The organism is Sporosarcina sp. P25 (assembly GCF_002743235.1).
Lineage (GTDB): Bacteria > Bacillota > Bacilli > Bacillales_A > Planococcaceae > Sporosarcina > Sporosarcina ureae_B.
Genome location: NZ_PDYV01000006.1, coordinates 144,353 through 159,479 on the forward strand (window position 1 = coordinate 144,353; position 15,127 = coordinate 159,479).

Sequence of the window (15,127 nt, forward strand, 5' to 3'; positions counted from 1 at the left end):
GGGAGTAGCTATCACAGTAAAAGTCGTCAATACAGGATGGAAATCCTCGGCTTTACTGGCAACTTACGTTGTTTGCGAGACCTTGCCAATTATTTGGTGAGGTCTCTTGTGATTTTTACAGAGATATCAAATCCACTAATTGGTTTTGATGTCTCTTTTTTGTTTTTAAAATTATTGGAGGTTACGCTTTGAGTATATATCAGGAACTTGTGGAATCGATCGTCGTGAATAAAAAGAATCGACTAATGGACTTTCATCCATCTCTGCAGCTTATCGGAACAGGGAGAAGTGCGTTTGTATTTCGAATTCAATCCTCGAACAAGGCGATTAAAGTTTTCTTTCCAAATTTCGTCTACATTGCGAAGGAAGAGGCTGAGATTTATCTAGTACTCAAGGATATTCATTATTTTCCACGTATTTATGAAGCAGGCACAAATTATTTAGTGATGGATTACGTCGAAGGAGATACGCTTTTTGATTGCCTGACAAATGGGCAGCTGATTACAGACGCACATATTAAAGAAATCGACTATGCTTTATCGTTAGCATCCAACGCGGGGTTGAATCCGTCAGACATTCATTTGCGAAATATATTGATCACGCCTGACGACCAAGTCAGACTGATCGATGTGGCGCGGTATAGACAGCAAAAAGATTGCAGGCAGTGGGGTGATTTGAAAAAAGCTCATCGCCAATTTTATCAAAAACATTTCTTTTGGAAGAAAGTCCCGAGCTCGTTTTTGAATGGTGTAGCGTACTTGTATAAAAAGGGACTCATCCCATCGTATCGGTTATGAAGAATGCACACGTTACGAGTTTTAGTCTTTTATAAATAAAGAAGGGACCGAATTCACAATGGATTCGGTCCCTTTATATATTCAATAGGTGACCCAGCTTAATCCCGTCGTTCCTTCGCCTGCATGCACGGCCACACAAACACTAAGTGAAACGACTTGAACGTGTAATGTCGGAAATTCTTTTAGTAGCTCGTTCTTCCATATGTTAGCGTCCTGTGGATTATGGCAATGAATAACCGCTACTTCTGGTACAAAACCTTTTTCCATATCGGATCGGAGTAGGGAAGTAACATGTTTTTTTGCCCGCTTCATGGACCGCACTTTTTCCGTCATCACGGCTTTTCCGTTCTCAAAACTAATGAGAACTTTTATGTTCAGCAAATTACTTAAAAATGCTTGTGTTCCTGAAACGCGACCACTTTTATGCAATTGGCCTAGACTACCTGGGATAAACGATAACTTAGAATTTGCAGTCATCGCAGTAAGGGCTTCCACGACTTCTTCTGGTCCTTTACCTTCTGCAAACAGTTCATTCCCCATCTCAATCATTTTGACCATCGGAAAGGAACCGATTTTCGAATCAATAGGGTACACAGGGAAGTCTGTCATTTTTGCTGCGGATTGAGCGCTTTCAAATGTACCTGAAAGTCCACTGGATAAATGCACGGCAATCGCAAAGTCATATCCTTCTGTCTGCAGTTTTTCATATAAAGTAGTCATCTCACCAATTGTAGGTTGTGAGGTTTTAGGTGAACCTTTTGCAGCGCGTAATTTATCATAAAACTCGTCTTCTGTAAGATCCAGTGATTCCCTATAGCATCGATCTTCAAACACTACGCCAAGAGGAAGTACAGATACATGATGTCGTTGAATAAAAGCCTCATCTACTTGTGCTGCCGTATCCGTAATCCAAGCTATTTTCTTCATTATAAATTTCTCCTCAAACTATAAATTTCGTATATGAACTAGCGAACTTCTATCCATAACTTACACTACGGATTAGCCAGGACCTAGTGATAATTGTCATATCTTGTCGAATTAATGTGTTTGCTGTCATAAATTGAACATATGTTTAGAGAGGAGAATGAATCGAAGTGTAGGAATTAACGAAGAATCCCATGGACGTGGTTTGTGGATAGTGTAATTTACCATCTGTAAGGTAATAACGGGTTCATCTATAAAACAATAGCTGTCAAAAAGATCGCTATCCTCGTTTTCACTATTCGACTGCCGTTGAAATGAAAGGATCGCATACTTTTATAACCTCCAGTTCCTACTGCGTATATCTAGTACTGTAGTAGATTATATCATCCACGACGATTGGAACATATGAGCGATACTTTTTGCATACATGCGTCTACACGGATTTTTATGATGAATACTATGCTGTAACAAGGAATAGATTACTAATAAGATGTAACTCGATCACTTCATCATGTTCGCAATTTGAGTAGTAAATACACTTAAAATAGCTGAAGGGGCGTGTGAAATGAGTATCCTTTTGTATTTAATAATTGGCGGTGTGATTGGTTGGTTTGCTAGTCTACTCATTGGAAAAAGTGTTCCAGGCGGTATTGTGGGGAATATGATTACGGGAATCATAGGTGCGTGGATTGGCGGCAATTTATTAGGTAGCTGGGGCCCGCGGTTAGGAGACTATTATGTCGTCCCTACTATTGTAGGTGCATTGATTTTTGTCATTGTCGTCAGTTACATTATGAAAGCGACGCGGAAAAGACGGTAACTAGATGGGCTACCCGCATTGTCGAGCGGGAGCCCTTTTTCTATTGATTGAAATCCGTCATGCAATAGGATGTTTATTTTTTGTGAGTGTCTGCAAAAATAGTCATCGCTTCGCACATGAATTGTGCCAAACCTGCACCAAATTGATCGATATTCGTCGTGAAGCGTTCGTCTGCTATATACATATGCCCTAACCCTTTGAATGCTTCCAATGTGTAGTGGTGACCAGTATGCGTATTCAAAAACTCATACCATTCTGTAATAGCTGTTTGTGATTCAGTGGATTCAGGCGGTGTGTTTTTGAGCTGTGCCAATTTCCGGTAGATGTCATTCATCTTTTCTCCGACGGCTGTATTTTTGAATGCGGTGTTTGATTGTTCGATCGCCTTTGCTCCCCATAATTTCCGCGCTTCTTCTTCATATGGGTTTTGACTGAAATTAAATCCTTTAAACTTCTCTTCATTGGACATGTCGATCTCTCCTTTTAGATAGTGTGTAGTTTTATCGATGGTCGCAATCATTTGATCGATCCGGTCGCGTTTCTCAAGCAATAGTTTTCGATGCAGCTGAAGAGCTTGCTGGCGGTCAAATGACGGATCGCTGAGAATTTCCTTTATTTCTTTCAGAGGAAAGTCCAGTTCTTTGAAAAATAGTATTTGCTGCAACGTCTCGAGATTCTGTTCGGAGTAATAGCGATAACCCGCATCGGTGGTTTCTTCGGGTGTCAGCAATCCGATTTCATCGTAGTGATGAAGTGTGCGCACGCTAATACCGACTAATTCCGCGACTTGCTTTACCTTCATTTTCATTATCAGCACCTCCTTATTATGTAGTATAAAGTGTGACGTAACGTGAGGGTCAATACATGTAGTAGTGTTTTTAAAAAGTAGTGCTGAGAAAATCATAGAGTAATCAGATAATTTATGGGATAATGAGGTAATGAAAAGGGGGTTTCGTCATGGATCATCGATTTCCGATCGGAGAATTACACGTTCCTGAACAAGTGACGTTGGAAGATATTCGAAAGTGGTTACAAGAAATTGAAAGCTATACAACTCGATTGAGGGGAACTGTAGATTCATTGAATGACGAAGAACTAACTAAAACGTATCGCGAAGGTGCGTGGACAGTTCGTCAATTGGTGCATCATATTACAGACTCGCAGTTGACTATGTATCAGCGATTAAAGCTTGCGTTAACAGACGACCATCCAACAGCACCTGCTTTCGATCAAGAGAAGTGGGCTGTACTCCCTGACACCGAGCTACCGGTGGAGCCTTCCATTAAGATGCTCGAAGGGATCAATGAGCGTATTGTCGCGTTAGGCAATAGTCTGACAGAAGAGCAACTGCAACGAACATTTATTCATCAAGTAAACGGGGAGATTACAGTAGCGAAAAAGATCGCGAAGTTGGCTTGGCATGAAGCGCATCATTTAGCACATATTGAGATCGCTTTGGCGAAATAATGGAAGATGTAGTGAACGGCTTATCGAACTTCGGTAAGTCTTTTTACATACGAGCAATGAACGAAAGTACAGTCGTCATTTTTAATTGGCTCCACGCCAAGTTTATGGGTTTAGAATGTAGTCAACCTGATTTTTAAGAGGTTGCGATTATGATATAGTTAGGACTAGTTTTCAAGCAATAATCTTGCGTGCGTCTACAGCTGTAAGCAGATGAAAAGTCCACGCTGGATTATCCGAAGTGATTAAATGGAGGTTTACTGATGGTGAAAGTTGTAGTGATATTTCTCCTAGCCGGCTTGGCCGAAATCGGTGGAGGGTATTTGATTTGGCAATGGCTGCGCGAAGGTAAATCTGCGATGTTTGGCTTATTCGGCGGCATTGCATTAATTGTATATGGCGTGGTGGTCACATTCCAGACATTCCCGTCTTTTGGCAGAGTGTATGCAGCGTATGGAGGAGTGTTCGTTTTTCTATCTGTGTTATGGGGATGGGGAATTGATAAAAAAACCCCTGATTTGTATGATTTCATAGGGGCGGGTATTTGCCTGATTGGTGTGTCCGTCATATTGTTTGCACCGAGATCGTAATCAAATGAAGGACAACATTTTATAAGGGGAGGACGAGAATATGACGCAAAATGAAATGTTTCATATCGGAAAGCAAGCACTAGAAGCCCAGTCTTTCAGCAAACTGTTAGGTACTGAATTGATGGAGTTTAAACCAGGTGAAGTCGTTCTGGAAGTTCCCATCACGGAACATGTATTGCAGCAACATGGCTTTGTGCACGGTGGGGTCATTGGTTATGCAGCTGATAATGCATTGACCTTTGTAGGCGGTTCCGTTCTGGGACCTAACGTATTGACGGCAGAATACAAAATCAACTATATACGGCCCGCTGTTGGTGAAAAGTTAATTGCCCGGGCGACAGTTATATCAGCAGGCAAGCGGCAAGCCGTATGCCGTTGTGATGTTTTTTCCGTCAAAGATGGAGAAGAGAAGATGTGTGCCGCAGCCCAAGGGACCATTATGACAGCTATAGCAGAATAATGAAATGCCTAACCGAAGAAAACAACGCACCTAGTAGTTGGCAGGTGCGTTTTGTGTCGTTTCACTCTTATACACATGACCGTCTGAAGTGGACGGAATGTTGGCCTGTTGACGTTTCGCCGAGTGATACCAGCTTCTAAACAATAGAATGATCAACACAAGATCCACCGCATCGCCTCCGTAATACATAAGCATAGCCCCTGCACGCGCCTCTTCAACAGCTACACCGGCAGGCGGATAGGCATATAGGAATTTTGATAGAATTCCGTGTCCCGCAAGAGCCATAATAAAGACTACAGTGCGGTATCGATAACTATAGCGGTGAGATACAGGATCGATGTATAAAAGAGAAATGGTAAATAGATAGCCTGCAACGAACACGTGCACATGGATCAAGATATGCAGCCAAAGATGATGATGCATGGCCGCAAACAAACCCGTCGTGTATAACAGCCACAGTCCGCCGATGTTCAAAACGGATGCAGTGACGGGATGTGTATAGAACCCCGCGAGTCGGCTTTTTAGCAAGTAGGTTACTTTACGTGCCTGCCGAACGGGTAGTGTCCGCAGCAATAACGTCATGGGAGCGGCGAGCGCCAACAGAAGGGGGCCGAGCATGCCGAGCAAGAGATGGCCCAACATATGCCATGTGAAAGAATCATGTGACAGGTCGGCAAGCGGTCCGACGACAGCACTTGCTGAGGCTACTACACCCGCTACCCACAACACGATCCGTCTCCGTGGCCATTTTCGCAAACGTCTTTGCCGATTGGAATGAAAGACAGCGACTCCATATAATAGGATGGCGAGAACCGCAGAAATCCCAAATAGCCAATCGGTTACACTGATATATGAATCATGTGGCATGAAGCATCAGCCTTTCCGCCGAGCGGGCATCCCGTTGCGCGGACTTGATGAGCAACAGACCGATCACAATCATCAAAATCGCAGAACCGTTCCAAATGATATCATACGGAACAATGTCCACGTTATAACGAATCTGATGAATGCGCATGACCTTGTGTTGAATAGTTCCATCATATAATTGAAACGCTCCGCCCCCGAGTAACTTGCCACCCCAGAACATCTTATGCCATAACGCATTTCTTCTGCGCAAATCCGCTACCAAATACAAACCGCCCACCGTCGCAAACCAGCTGAACGCATGAAACAAACCATCCGACACCAAGCCAACCGCCACGGTAGATTTATCATAAAACTTGTGCCAATGCAGCAATTGATGGAACAGTGTCTCATCCAAAAACGCCACAAACCCAAGGCCAAATAGTATGCCGGCCCATAGATTTCTTTTCTGATAACTTTTTCGGTTCGTCCAGTTTTTCACTTGTAACTCAGCCATATTTCACCCGCTCCCTTCCTTTCCTTATGTATGTAGTGTTCCCTGAGGATGCAGCATTTAAAACCTGTTGTGTGGATGTTAGACGGGGGATGAACTGGGGGCTTATAGAGCGGGTAGACGTCCTCATAGAGCGCTTTTCGAAGAAGTATGATCGGATCTCCGTTGACTATGAGCCAAAACGTGTCCTTATAGAGCGGATAGACAGACTCATAGAGCGTTCTCCTTAGAAGTATGATCGGACTTAGGTTGCCTATGATCGGAAACGTGTCCCGATAGAGCGGATAGACAGACTGATAGAGCGCTCTCCGCAGAAGTATGCTCGGATGCCGGTTGACTATGAGCGGAAATGTGTCCCGATAGAGCGGATGAACGGCCTCATAGAGCGCTTCCCGCAGCAGTATGATCGGATACTCGTTGACTATGAGCGGAAATGTGTCCCGATAGAGCGGCTGAACGTCCTCATAGAGCGCTTCCCGCAGAAGTATGCTCGGATGCCCGTTGTCTATGAGCGGAAACGTATTCCGATAGAGCGGATAGACGTCCTCATAGAGCGCTTTCCACAGAAGTACTATCGGATCTCCGTTGACTATGAGCCAAAACGTGTCCCGATAGAGCGGGTAGACAGCCTCATAGAGCGTTCTCCTCAGAAGTATGATCGGATGCCCGTTGACTATGAGCGGAAATGTGTTCCGATAGGGCGGCTGGCCAGCCTCATAGAGCGTTCTCCGCAGAAGTATGATCGGACTTAGGTTGCCTATGAGCGGAAACGTGTCCTGATAGAGCGGGTAGACAGACTCATAGAGCGCTCTCCGCAGAAGTATGATCGGATGCCGGTTGCCTATGATCGGAAACGCGCCCCGATAGAACGGATAAACAGACTCATAGAGCGTTCTCCGCAGAAGTATGATCGGATGCCCGTTGACTATGAGCGGAAACGTATTCTGATAGAGCGGATAGACGTCCTCATAGAGCGCTTCCCGCAGAAGTATGCTCGGCTTCTCCGGTTGCCCATGAGCGGAAACGCGTGCTGATAGAGCGGATGAACGGCCTCATAGAGCGCACTCCACTGAAGTATGATCGGCTTCCCGTTGCCCTTGAGCGGAAACACATCCCGATAGAGCGGCTGAACGGTCTCATAGAGCGCTATCCACTAAAGTATGATCGGATCCACATCCACCACAGGCAGCGGAAAGTCTATAGTATAAAAATATAGTAGCTATCCAATAATTTATGGTAACTTTTCCTGCATAATCTGCTAGAATACGAATAAAGGGAGTGTGAGCCGTGAAAATTGTCATTGCCCCTGATGCATTTAAGGGCAGCTTACAGGCAGATCAAGCGGCCGACGCTATGTATAGTGGCGTGAAGAAAGTATATCCGCATGCAGAAGTAGTCCGTTTACCAGTCGCGGATGGTGGCGAGGGAACGCTTGCTGTCCTTGTCGCGTCAACTGGCGGGACGTTGCGAACCGTATCTGTGCAAGATCCGCTTGGTCGCACAATAGATGCATGCTTTGGTATGCTTGGTGACGGTGAGACAGCGGTCATTGAAATGGCACAGGCGTCCGGTTTGCTGTTGCTTGAGGAGCATGAACTCGATCCAATGAAAGCGTCAACATTTGGCACGGGGCAGTTAATTCGTCATGCGCTGGATATGGGTTACAGGAAAATGATCATTGGACTTGGCGGGAGTGCGACGAATGATGGGGGAACGGGTTTGCTTGAAGCGCTAGGCGTTCGTTTCCTCTCTGATGGACAGCTATTGCGGATGAATGGGGCTACGCTTCCGTTAATCAATGAAATCGATACCTCGCAACTGGATAAACGTTTGCTGGAGACGGACATTCGCATTGCATCTGATGTGGACAATCCGTTTGTCGGTGAGCAAGGCGCGTCGTTTGTTTTCGGTCCGCAAAAAGGAGCGGATGCAGAGATGATCCTGCGTCTGGATGAAGGGTTACGACATTTGGCGGACGAGACGGAAAAGCAAATGGGCGTGCGATTGCATGTGTTACGCGGTGCAGGCGCAGCTGGGGGAAGTGCGGGTGCATTAATTGCCTATTGTGGAGCGCGTCTTGAAAGTGGAATTGATGTCATGCTCGAAGCGATGGATTTCGAAAAGCATCTATCTTCAGCAGATTTCATTGTAACAGGGGAAGGTAAGACGGATCGACAGACGCTTGCAGGCAAGGCATTAATGGGGATTGCAAAGCTTGCGAGGGTAGAGGATGTTCCGGTTATTGTCATTTCAGGAGCGATTGAAGAAGCGGCGCGTCAAGAGCTTCTTGTGTGGTTCACCGAATTGCATTCATTGGATGATGGAAAGAAGTCGTTAGCCGAATTGATGGCAAATGCGGCAGAGTTATTGGAAAACAAAACGTCGATAGTCATGCAAAGTAGATAGTAGAAAATAGTTTTTTATTATGCGATGCATAGCAAGTAGGCGGGTAGGGTATAGAATACACGAGGAGGTGGTCAGATGTTTCAAGATGCAATCAACTGGCTTGTAGGGCCGGCGAATAATTTCATTTGGACATATGTTTTAATTGGACTTTTATTGGCAACAGGTTTATATTTCTCAATTCGCACGAAATTTGTACAAGTACGCTTATTTGGTGAGATGTTCCGTCTGATTGTTGAGAAGAAGGATAGCAACGACGGGGTATCGCCATTCCAAGCATTTACAATTAGTGCCGCGTCGCGTGTAGGGACAGGTAACGTAGCAGGGGTAGCCCTTGCGATCGGAATCGGTGGGCCCGGCGCGGTATTCTGGATGTGGGTTATCGCTATAATCGGTATGGCGACTGCATTCATTGAAAGTACATTGGCGCAAGTGTATAAAGTGAAAGACGGCGATACTTTCCGCGGAGGGCCGGCGTATTATATGCAAAAAGCGTTAGGCTGGCGGAAACTTGGTATTGTCTTTGCGATTTTACTGACGATGTGTTTCGGATTCATCTTTAACGCAGTGCAATCGAACACAATCAGTCAATCGTTCACAGACGTATTCGGCATTCCACATTGGGCTGTAGGAGTTGGACTCATTGCTCTGACGGCAGTAATTGTCTTTGGTGGTGTGCAGCGTATTGTTAAAGTAACGCAGACTATCGTACCTATAATGGCAACATTTTATATTATCGTAGCATTGTATATTGTGATATTGAACATTACAGAAGTTCCAGCGATGATCGCATTAATTTTCGAGCACGCATTCGGTATTAAAGAAATCATGGGTGGCGGAATCGGTATGGCTATGATGCAAGGTGTACGCCGAGGTCTGTTCTCCAATGAAGCAGGTATGGGTAGTGTCCCAAACGCAGCAGCTACAGCGAACGTATCACACCCAGCAAAACAAGGACTCGTACAATCATTAGGCGTATTTTTCGATACCATCATCATCTGTTCAGCAACTGCCTTCATTATCTTACTTGGCGGCTTGTACCAATCAGGCGAAACAAACGGTATCTTATTGACGCAAGCATCCATGGAAGTACACGTAGGCGCATGGGCACCATACTTCATCGCCGTGGCGATCATGTTCTTCGCCTTCAGTTCCATCATCGGTAACTACTACTATGGCGAAACGAACATCGAATTTATCAACGCTAACGTCTTGTGGAAACGAATCTACCAAGTTCTCGTACTCGCTATGGTCTACTTCGGAGCCGTTGCAAAAGTACAAGTCGTCTGGGACATGGCCGACTTATTCATGGGACTAATGGCCATCATTAACTTGGTCGTTATACTACTCCTGGGCAAAATTGCCTTCAAAGTACTCGACGACTTCACCAAACAACGAAAGGCGGGCAGGAACCCCGTCTTCAAAGCAGCTAGCATCCCTGATTTAAAAGGCGCAGAGTGTTGGGAAGAAACAGCTGAAAGAGCAGAAGATCGTTTGTGATATTGATAGATAATATTGGGCTTTTTATATTTTGATCTTAAGACTTTGAATTGGAACTAATAAATACAGTGAATTTTCTAGGTGGTCTACGTTAGAAAGTAGGATTGTAGAGGAAGCAGGGGGCGACTCCGGGAGGATCAGCGTGAGTCTGAGACCCTGGCCAGGTGCCTCAATTTCTGCAAAGTACACAGAAATACGGCAAAGCGAACCCTTCGCTGTTCGTTTGGCTCAGGCCACGCCCTCCGGAAAGCGTCCCCCTGCTGTAGCGGAAATCCCTTCTCCTCACTAATTTCACTATCTAATTAAAACGTTCACACAAACAATTTAGTCAAGAAGTAAAAAGTTTGATATACTATAAAATACTGAATAACAAAAGTCGAATCGTAGTTCAGAAGAAGGATTCTGAACATCGGTTCGATTTTTGTTTTGCATGTTTGAACACAACATGTTAGGGTTATATATGAATCAATACACTATATATAGTGTGTAACAGCAATTAGATGAATTGGTACCCACCACGTTTAAAAGGGAATCCGCCACGAACGGAGCTGCCCCCGCAACTGAGGGCACGGACGACTATCTTGTAAAACCACTGCTTCGGCGGGAAGGAAAGATGGAAGAGCGATGTGCCAGCCAGTAGACCTGCCAGTCATCTCAGCAAAACATTCTTCGGGGTTGGAGAGTGAAAGCACAAAGCAGTCTTTTTTCAGTCTGCCTAAAACTTTCCGCTATCTACTAAGCGTCAATTGACGACTCCCGATTTTATTGGGAGTTTTTTTATTTAGTATATAACCGAACTAATTAACTAAAGGGAGCGGATATAATGGCTATTATTCAAGAAGCTGTGGGACTTAATCTATTGATGGAAAATTTACAAGAGGAATTCGGCAAGAAACAAATCGAACCGTTGATCGAAGCGAGCGAGAAATTCCAGGAGCGTCATCCGGCAAGCTCGGCAACTGAGTGGACGAATGCGATGGTGCTAGAGTCTTTAAGCCGTATTGATGAAGCGACCACGTATTGGACGTTTGTAGCTGCGCGTATTTATTTATTCGACGTCTATGCAAAGCAAAAAGCATTGCGTGGAGCGGATGTGTATACCGATTTTGCGAAAAATGTAGAACGCTTGGTGGAACAAGGTTTATATACACCTGTTCTGACAGAGAAATACAGCCAAGATGAGCTTCAGGAAATCGGCAAGCTACTCGATCCTTCTCGTGACCTTTTATTCACATATATCGGCTTGAAAACATTGGTAGACCGCTATGTAACAGTAAACTTTAAGAAACAATCAGTGGAGCTTCCACAAGAGCGCTGGTTAATCATCGCGATGACGTTAATGCAAGATGAAACAGTAGACCGCATTCATAAAGTCAGCGAAGCGTATTGGGCGATGAGCAATTTGTATATGACTGTTGCGACACCTACATTATCGAATGCAGGCAAGATGCACGGACAGCTATCAAGTTGCTTTATCGATACAGTGGATGATTCCTTACAAGGGATCTACAACAGCAACACTGATATCGCGAACTTGTCGAAATTCGGCGGCGGAATCGGTGTCTATATGGGGAAAGTTCGTTCTCGCGGTGCATCGATTCGTGGCTTCGAAGGTGCATCAAGTGGTGTTCTCCCATGGATCAAACAGCTGAACAATACGGCAGTCAGTGTCGACCAACTCGGTCAACGTCAAGGGGCTGTAGCCGTTTATCTTGATGTATGGCATCAAGACATCTTCACATTCCTTGATCTCAAGCTCAATAACGGTGATGACCGTTTGCGCGCACATGACATTTTCACAGGCGTTTGCTTGCCGGACTTATTCATGGAGAAAGTCGAGTCCCGCGAAGACTGGCATTTATTCGATCCACATGAAGTCCGCACGAAAATGGGCTATTCATTGGAAGACTTCTATGATGAAACAAAAGGGAAAGGAACATTCCGCGAGAAGTATGAAGAATGTGTCCGCAATGAAGATTTATCCAGAGAGACGGTTTCAGCGATTGAAATCATGAAGCGTATCCTACGTAGCCAGCTCGAGACAGGAACGCCATTCATGTTCTACCGTGATGAAGTAAACCGTATGAACCCGAATAAGCATGAAGGCATGATTTATTCTAGTAATTTGTGCTCAGAAATACTTCAAAATATGTCAGCATCTACACATGAATCCGTAACACTAGAAGACGATATGGTCGTCACACGCACGAAGCCAGGCGATTTCGTTGTATGTAACCTGTCATCGATTAACCTTGGAAGAGCGGTTACAGCAGACGTGCTAGACCGTTTGATCCGCATTCAAGTGCGTATGCTCGATAACGTCATTGATCAGAACCAAATCCCAGTTGTACAAGCACAACGCACAAATACGCGCTACCGTGGAATTGGACTTGGCACATTTGGCTGGCACCATTTACTCGCATTGAAAAACATTCAGTGGGAATCGGATGAAGCGGTGAATTTCGCAGACGAGCTGTATGAAAATATCGCGTATTTGACAATTAAAGCTTCAATGGAATTATCGAAAGAAAAAGGCGCATATCCATTGTTCGATGGTTCGGATTGGCAAACGGGCGAATACTTCGAGCAACGCGAATACGATTCGAATAAATGGCGTGAACTGCGCATGGATGTGGCAATGAACGGTATGCGGAACGGCTACTTGATGGCAGTCGCACCGAACAGCTCGACGTCGGTTATCGCAGGCTCAACAGCTTCCATCGATCCAGTATTCAAGCCGTTCTACCATGAAGAGAAGAAAGACTATAAATTACCGGTTATTGCACCGGATCTAGATCATAATACGTATGACATTTACCGTCGTTCTGCTTACATCGTCGATCAGCGCTGGTCTATCAAGCAAAACGCCGCGCGTCAGCAACACATCGATCAGTCAATTTCATTCAATATTTATGTACCGAACTCCATCCGCGCATCCGTTATTTTGGATTTACACTTGCAGGCATGGAAATCCGGCATGAAAACCACGTACTATATGCGTTCAACTGCAGCGGAGATCGAGGAGTGCGAGTGGTGTCATTCTTAATCGCCTATGCATCCTGGAGCGGCAACACTCAGGAAGTAGCGGAATTGATTACGGAAAGTTTACAAAGTGAAGGCGTCGAAGTCGATACCTATCGTATCGGCATCGGAGTCATTCCAAACGTTAAAGAATACGACGCGCTGTGCATCGGTTCATTCACATGGGAAAAAGGTGCAACGCCCGATGAAGTAAAAGACTTCGTGGCGGACGTCGGTTATAAACCCGAGCTCGTCTACGTTTTTGGCACAGGGGATACGCAGTTTGGCGGCGATGATCTATTTTGCAAAGCTGCAGATAAGCTGGCAAAATTCTATCATTCACCTTTTGACCCACTGAAGATCGAACAAAGTCCGCGCGGCATACAAGAACAAACGGTTACGAATTGGACGAAAGGAGTGCTCGAACATTGGCGACACTTACAAGAGTAAAAGTACTGAATCCTGCAAACCCGAATAAGGCGACAGCTATTTTCGGTGGCGAAGCAAGCGGCATCCTAAACTGGAACGACATCGCGCACCCTCATTTCTATACATTACGTCAGCGAATCCGTTCTCTTTTCTGGACGGCGAATGAAGTCGACATGACGCAAGATGTCAAGCAGTTCTCAAGCCTGACACAAGAAGAACAATCCGCATTCCTAAAAATTATCGGCCTACTGGCGACACTTGACGGTCCACAAACTGTCATCGCAATGAAAATCGCAGACTTCACAACGGATCCTTCCGTCAAGTCGATTCTCGCGACTATTGCCGACCAGGAAAGTGAGCATAACCATAGCTACGCGTATGTACTTTCATCTGTCACGAACTTAGACAAGCAAATGGAAGCCTTTGAAATGGGGCGCACTGACGAAGTATTAATGAAGCGAAATGAACGAATTGTAGATGTCTACAATGAATTTGCGGAGAACCCGACAATCGAAACAGTTCTAAAAGCGATGGTGTATACGACATTATTAGAAGGTCTATTCTTCTACAGTGGCTTCGCATTTTTCTATAACTTAGCGCGCCATCAAAAAATGGTTGGCACATCCACGATGATTTCGTACATCAACCGTGACGAACTGCAGCACGGTAAAGCGATCAGCGATATCTTCCGAGCAGCTTTGGCCGAAAATCCAGAGTATAACACAGACGAATTCACGGAATGGATCTATGACCAATTCCGCCACTCCGTCGAGCAAGAAGTCATCTGGAGCCGCTATGTATTAGCAGGAATCGATGGCCTGGAGCTAGAAGAGATGGAAGGCTACGTGAAGTATCGCGCGAACAAAATGTTGCGCATGCTCGGCTTGAGCGAAATCTATCCAGAGTTCACAGAGAATCCAATGAAGTGGATCCGCGCGTACGTCGATAACTTCGACGACACGAAAACGGACTTCTTCGAACAAACTAGCCGTCAGTACGTGAAGACTAGTGATTTGAACGGCTTTGATGATTTGTAATAAGTAAGAGTGGAAGGGGAATCCGTTATGGGTTCCTCTTTTTTTTGTGGAAGGGGGCGCCTTTGATCGATGCTCTGCGCTCACGATCGTCTAGTTTCATTTTCCCTAAGAGATAACACTCATATATATGCATGGCCAAGCGCTCATACTTTCACGCTACCCGCTCATACATTTTCGCACCCGCTCAATGACCCTTGGAAAGCGCTCTATCCATCCGTTTATCCGCCCTACGTGACTCAGTATCCGCTCTATGCACTCGCTTAACCGCTCAATGTCCATCGCGGCGACTAGCCTAATCCATCTTGAGAGAGGAGACGCTCATATA

The 15,127-nt window shown here is 45.1% G+C and carries 15 protein-coding genes and 1 riboswitch; of the genes, 11 read left to right on the forward strand and 4 right to left on the reverse strand.

The window, feature by feature from the left end; all coding sequences use genetic code 11:
• The first annotated feature begins 188 nt into the window (after nt 1-188).
• Nucleotides 189-797: a serine/threonine protein kinase gene (locus CSV70_RS07790; protein ID WP_099628962.1), complete on the forward strand. Its 609-nt coding sequence runs from the start codon at nt 189-191 to the stop codon at nt 795-797.
• Between the two features lie 81 nt (nt 798-878).
• Here CSV70_RS07790 and CSV70_RS07795 read toward each other — a convergent pair whose 3' ends face one another.
• Nucleotides 879-1,724 carry a DegV family protein gene (locus tag CSV70_RS07795; protein WP_085132586.1) on the reverse strand — a complete coding sequence of 282 codons (846 nt, stop codon included), beginning with the start codon at nt 1,722-1,724 and terminating at the stop codon, nt 879-881.
• Between the two features lie 562 nt (nt 1,725-2,286).
• Between CSV70_RS07795 and CSV70_RS07800 the strand changes: the two genes are divergently transcribed.
• Nucleotides 2,287-2,541 carry a GlsB/YeaQ/YmgE family stress response membrane protein gene (locus CSV70_RS07800; protein ID WP_099628961.1) on the forward strand — a complete coding sequence of 85 codons (255 nt, stop codon included), beginning with the start codon at nt 2,287-2,289 and terminating at the stop codon, nt 2,539-2,541.
• Nucleotides 2,542-2,614: 73 nt separating this feature from the next.
• Here the strand turns inward: CSV70_RS07800 and CSV70_RS07805 are convergent, their stop codons facing one another.
• On the reverse strand, nt 2,615-3,349 hold the full coding sequence (locus tag CSV70_RS07805) for a MerR family transcriptional regulator (protein WP_099628960.1): 735 nt from the start codon (nt 3,347-3,349) through the stop codon (nt 2,615-2,617).
• 149 nt (nt 3,350-3,498) lie between these two features.
• Between CSV70_RS07805 and CSV70_RS07810 the strand changes: the two genes are divergently transcribed.
• The 3 genes from CSV70_RS07810 (at nt 3,499) to CSV70_RS07820 (ending at nt 5,055) form a co-directional block, all read left to right on the forward strand.
• Entirely contained in the window at nt 3,499-4,008 is a 510-nt protein-coding gene (locus CSV70_RS07810) for a YfiT family bacillithiol transferase (protein ID WP_099628959.1), read from the forward strand.
• A 260-nt stretch (nt 4,009-4,268) separates the two neighbouring features.
• Nucleotides 4,269-4,595: a YnfA family protein gene (locus tag CSV70_RS07815; protein WP_099626926.1), complete on the forward strand. Its 327-nt coding sequence runs from the start codon at nt 4,269-4,271 to the stop codon at nt 4,593-4,595.
• 40 nt (nt 4,596-4,635) lie between these two features.
• Nucleotides 4,636-5,055 carry a PaaI family thioesterase gene (locus tag CSV70_RS07820; RefSeq protein WP_099626925.1) on the forward strand — a complete coding sequence of 140 codons (420 nt, stop codon included), beginning with the start codon at nt 4,636-4,638 and terminating at the stop codon, nt 5,053-5,055.
• Nucleotides 5,056-5,085: 30 nt separating this feature from the next.
• Here CSV70_RS07820 and CSV70_RS07825 read toward each other — a convergent pair whose 3' ends face one another.
• Together CSV70_RS07825 and CSV70_RS07830 are read right to left on the reverse strand one after the other, a co-directional pair.
• Nucleotides 5,086-5,922 carry a cytochrome c oxidase assembly protein gene (locus tag CSV70_RS07825; RefSeq protein ID WP_099628958.1) on the reverse strand — a complete coding sequence of 279 codons (837 nt, stop codon included), beginning with the start codon at nt 5,920-5,922 and terminating at the stop codon, nt 5,086-5,088.
• Entirely contained in the window at nt 5,912-6,415 is a 504-nt protein-coding gene (locus CSV70_RS07830) for a DUF2243 domain-containing protein (RefSeq protein ID WP_099626923.1), read from the reverse strand. Before CSV70_RS07830 ends, CSV70_RS07825 begins: the two co-directional genes overlap by 11 nt.
• Before the next feature lie 323 nt (nt 6,416-6,738).
• On the opposite strand from CSV70_RS07830, the gene CSV70_RS07835 reads away from it, so the two are divergent.
• The 6 genes from CSV70_RS07835 to CSV70_RS07860 all read left to right on the forward strand — a co-directional run bounded on the left by CSV70_RS07835 (nt 6,739) and on the right by CSV70_RS07860 (nt 14,802).
• On the forward strand, nt 6,739-7,164 hold the full coding sequence (locus tag CSV70_RS07835) for a hypothetical protein (RefSeq protein WP_099626922.1): 426 nt from the start codon (nt 6,739-6,741) through the stop codon (nt 7,162-7,164).
• Between the two features lie 535 nt (nt 7,165-7,699).
• Nucleotides 7,700-8,818 carry a glycerate kinase gene (locus tag CSV70_RS07840; RefSeq protein WP_099628957.1) on the forward strand — a complete coding sequence of 373 codons (1,119 nt, stop codon included), beginning with the start codon at nt 7,700-7,702 and terminating at the stop codon, nt 8,816-8,818.
• 75 nt (nt 8,819-8,893) lie between these two features.
• Nucleotides 8,894-10,315 carry an alanine/glycine:cation symporter family protein gene (locus tag CSV70_RS07845; RefSeq protein WP_085132596.1) on the forward strand — a complete coding sequence of 474 codons (1,422 nt, stop codon included), beginning with the start codon at nt 8,894-8,896 and terminating at the stop codon, nt 10,313-10,315.
• A 488-nt stretch (nt 10,316-10,803) separates the two neighbouring features.
• Nucleotides 10,804-10,979: riboswitch (cobalamin riboswitch) on the forward strand.
• Between the two features lie 159 nt (nt 10,980-11,138).
• Nucleotides 11,139-13,361 (forward strand): ribonucleoside-diphosphate reductase subunit alpha, encoded by a 2,223-nt coding sequence (locus CSV70_RS07850; protein WP_099628956.1) that lies wholly within the window; start codon nt 11,139-11,141, stop codon nt 13,359-13,361.
• The gene (locus tag CSV70_RS07855; RefSeq protein ID WP_099626920.1) at nt 13,349-13,786 is read left to right on the forward strand and encodes a flavodoxin; all 438 of its coding nucleotides are present in this window, start codon (nt 13,349-13,351) and stop codon (nt 13,784-13,786) included. The genes CSV70_RS07850 and CSV70_RS07855 overlap by 13 nt, the downstream gene beginning before the upstream one ends.
• Nucleotides 13,765-14,802, forward strand: a complete 1,038-nt coding sequence (locus tag CSV70_RS07860; RefSeq protein ID WP_085132599.1) for a ribonucleotide-diphosphate reductase subunit beta — start codon at nt 13,765-13,767, stop codon at nt 14,800-14,802. The genes CSV70_RS07855 and CSV70_RS07860 overlap by 22 nt, the downstream gene beginning before the upstream one ends.
• Nucleotides 14,803-15,127: the final 325 nt, after the last annotated feature.

Bases quoted from the DNA above. Each gene is read 5' to 3' on its own strand.
- CSV70_RS07795 (WP_085132586.1), bottom strand. From the start codon at position 1,724: ATGAAGAAAATAGCTTGGATTACGGATACGGCAGCACAAGTAGATGAG.
- CSV70_RS07800 (WP_099628961.1), top strand. From the start codon at position 2,287: ATGAGTATCCTTTTGTATTTAATAATTGGCGGTGTGATTGGTTGGTTT.
- CSV70_RS07805 (WP_099628960.1), bottom strand. From the start codon at position 3,349: ATGAAAATGAAGGTAAAGCAAGTCGCGGAATTAGTCGGTATTAGCGTG.
- CSV70_RS07810 (WP_099628959.1), top strand. From the start codon at position 3,499: ATGGATCATCGATTTCCGATCGGAGAATTACACGTTCCTGAACAAGTG.
- CSV70_RS07815 (WP_099626926.1), top strand. From the start codon at position 4,269: ATGGTGAAAGTTGTAGTGATATTTCTCCTAGCCGGCTTGGCCGAAATC.
- CSV70_RS07820 (WP_099626925.1), top strand. From the start codon at position 4,636: ATGACGCAAAATGAAATGTTTCATATCGGAAAGCAAGCACTAGAAGCC.
- CSV70_RS07825 (WP_099628958.1), bottom strand. From the start codon at position 5,922: ATGCCACATGATTCATATATCAGTGTAACCGATTGGCTATTTGGGATT.
- CSV70_RS07830 (WP_099626923.1), bottom strand. From the start codon at position 6,415: ATGGCTGAGTTACAAGTGAAAAACTGGACGAACCGAAAAAGTTATCAG.
- CSV70_RS07835 (WP_099626922.1), top strand. From the start codon at position 6,739: ATGCCGGTTGACTATGAGCGGAAATGTGTCCCGATAGAGCGGATGAAC.
- CSV70_RS07845 (WP_085132596.1), top strand. From the start codon at position 8,894: ATGTTTCAAGATGCAATCAACTGGCTTGTAGGGCCGGCGAATAATTTC.
- CSV70_RS07850 (WP_099628956.1), top strand. From the start codon at position 11,139: ATGGCTATTATTCAAGAAGCTGTGGGACTTAATCTATTGATGGAAAAT.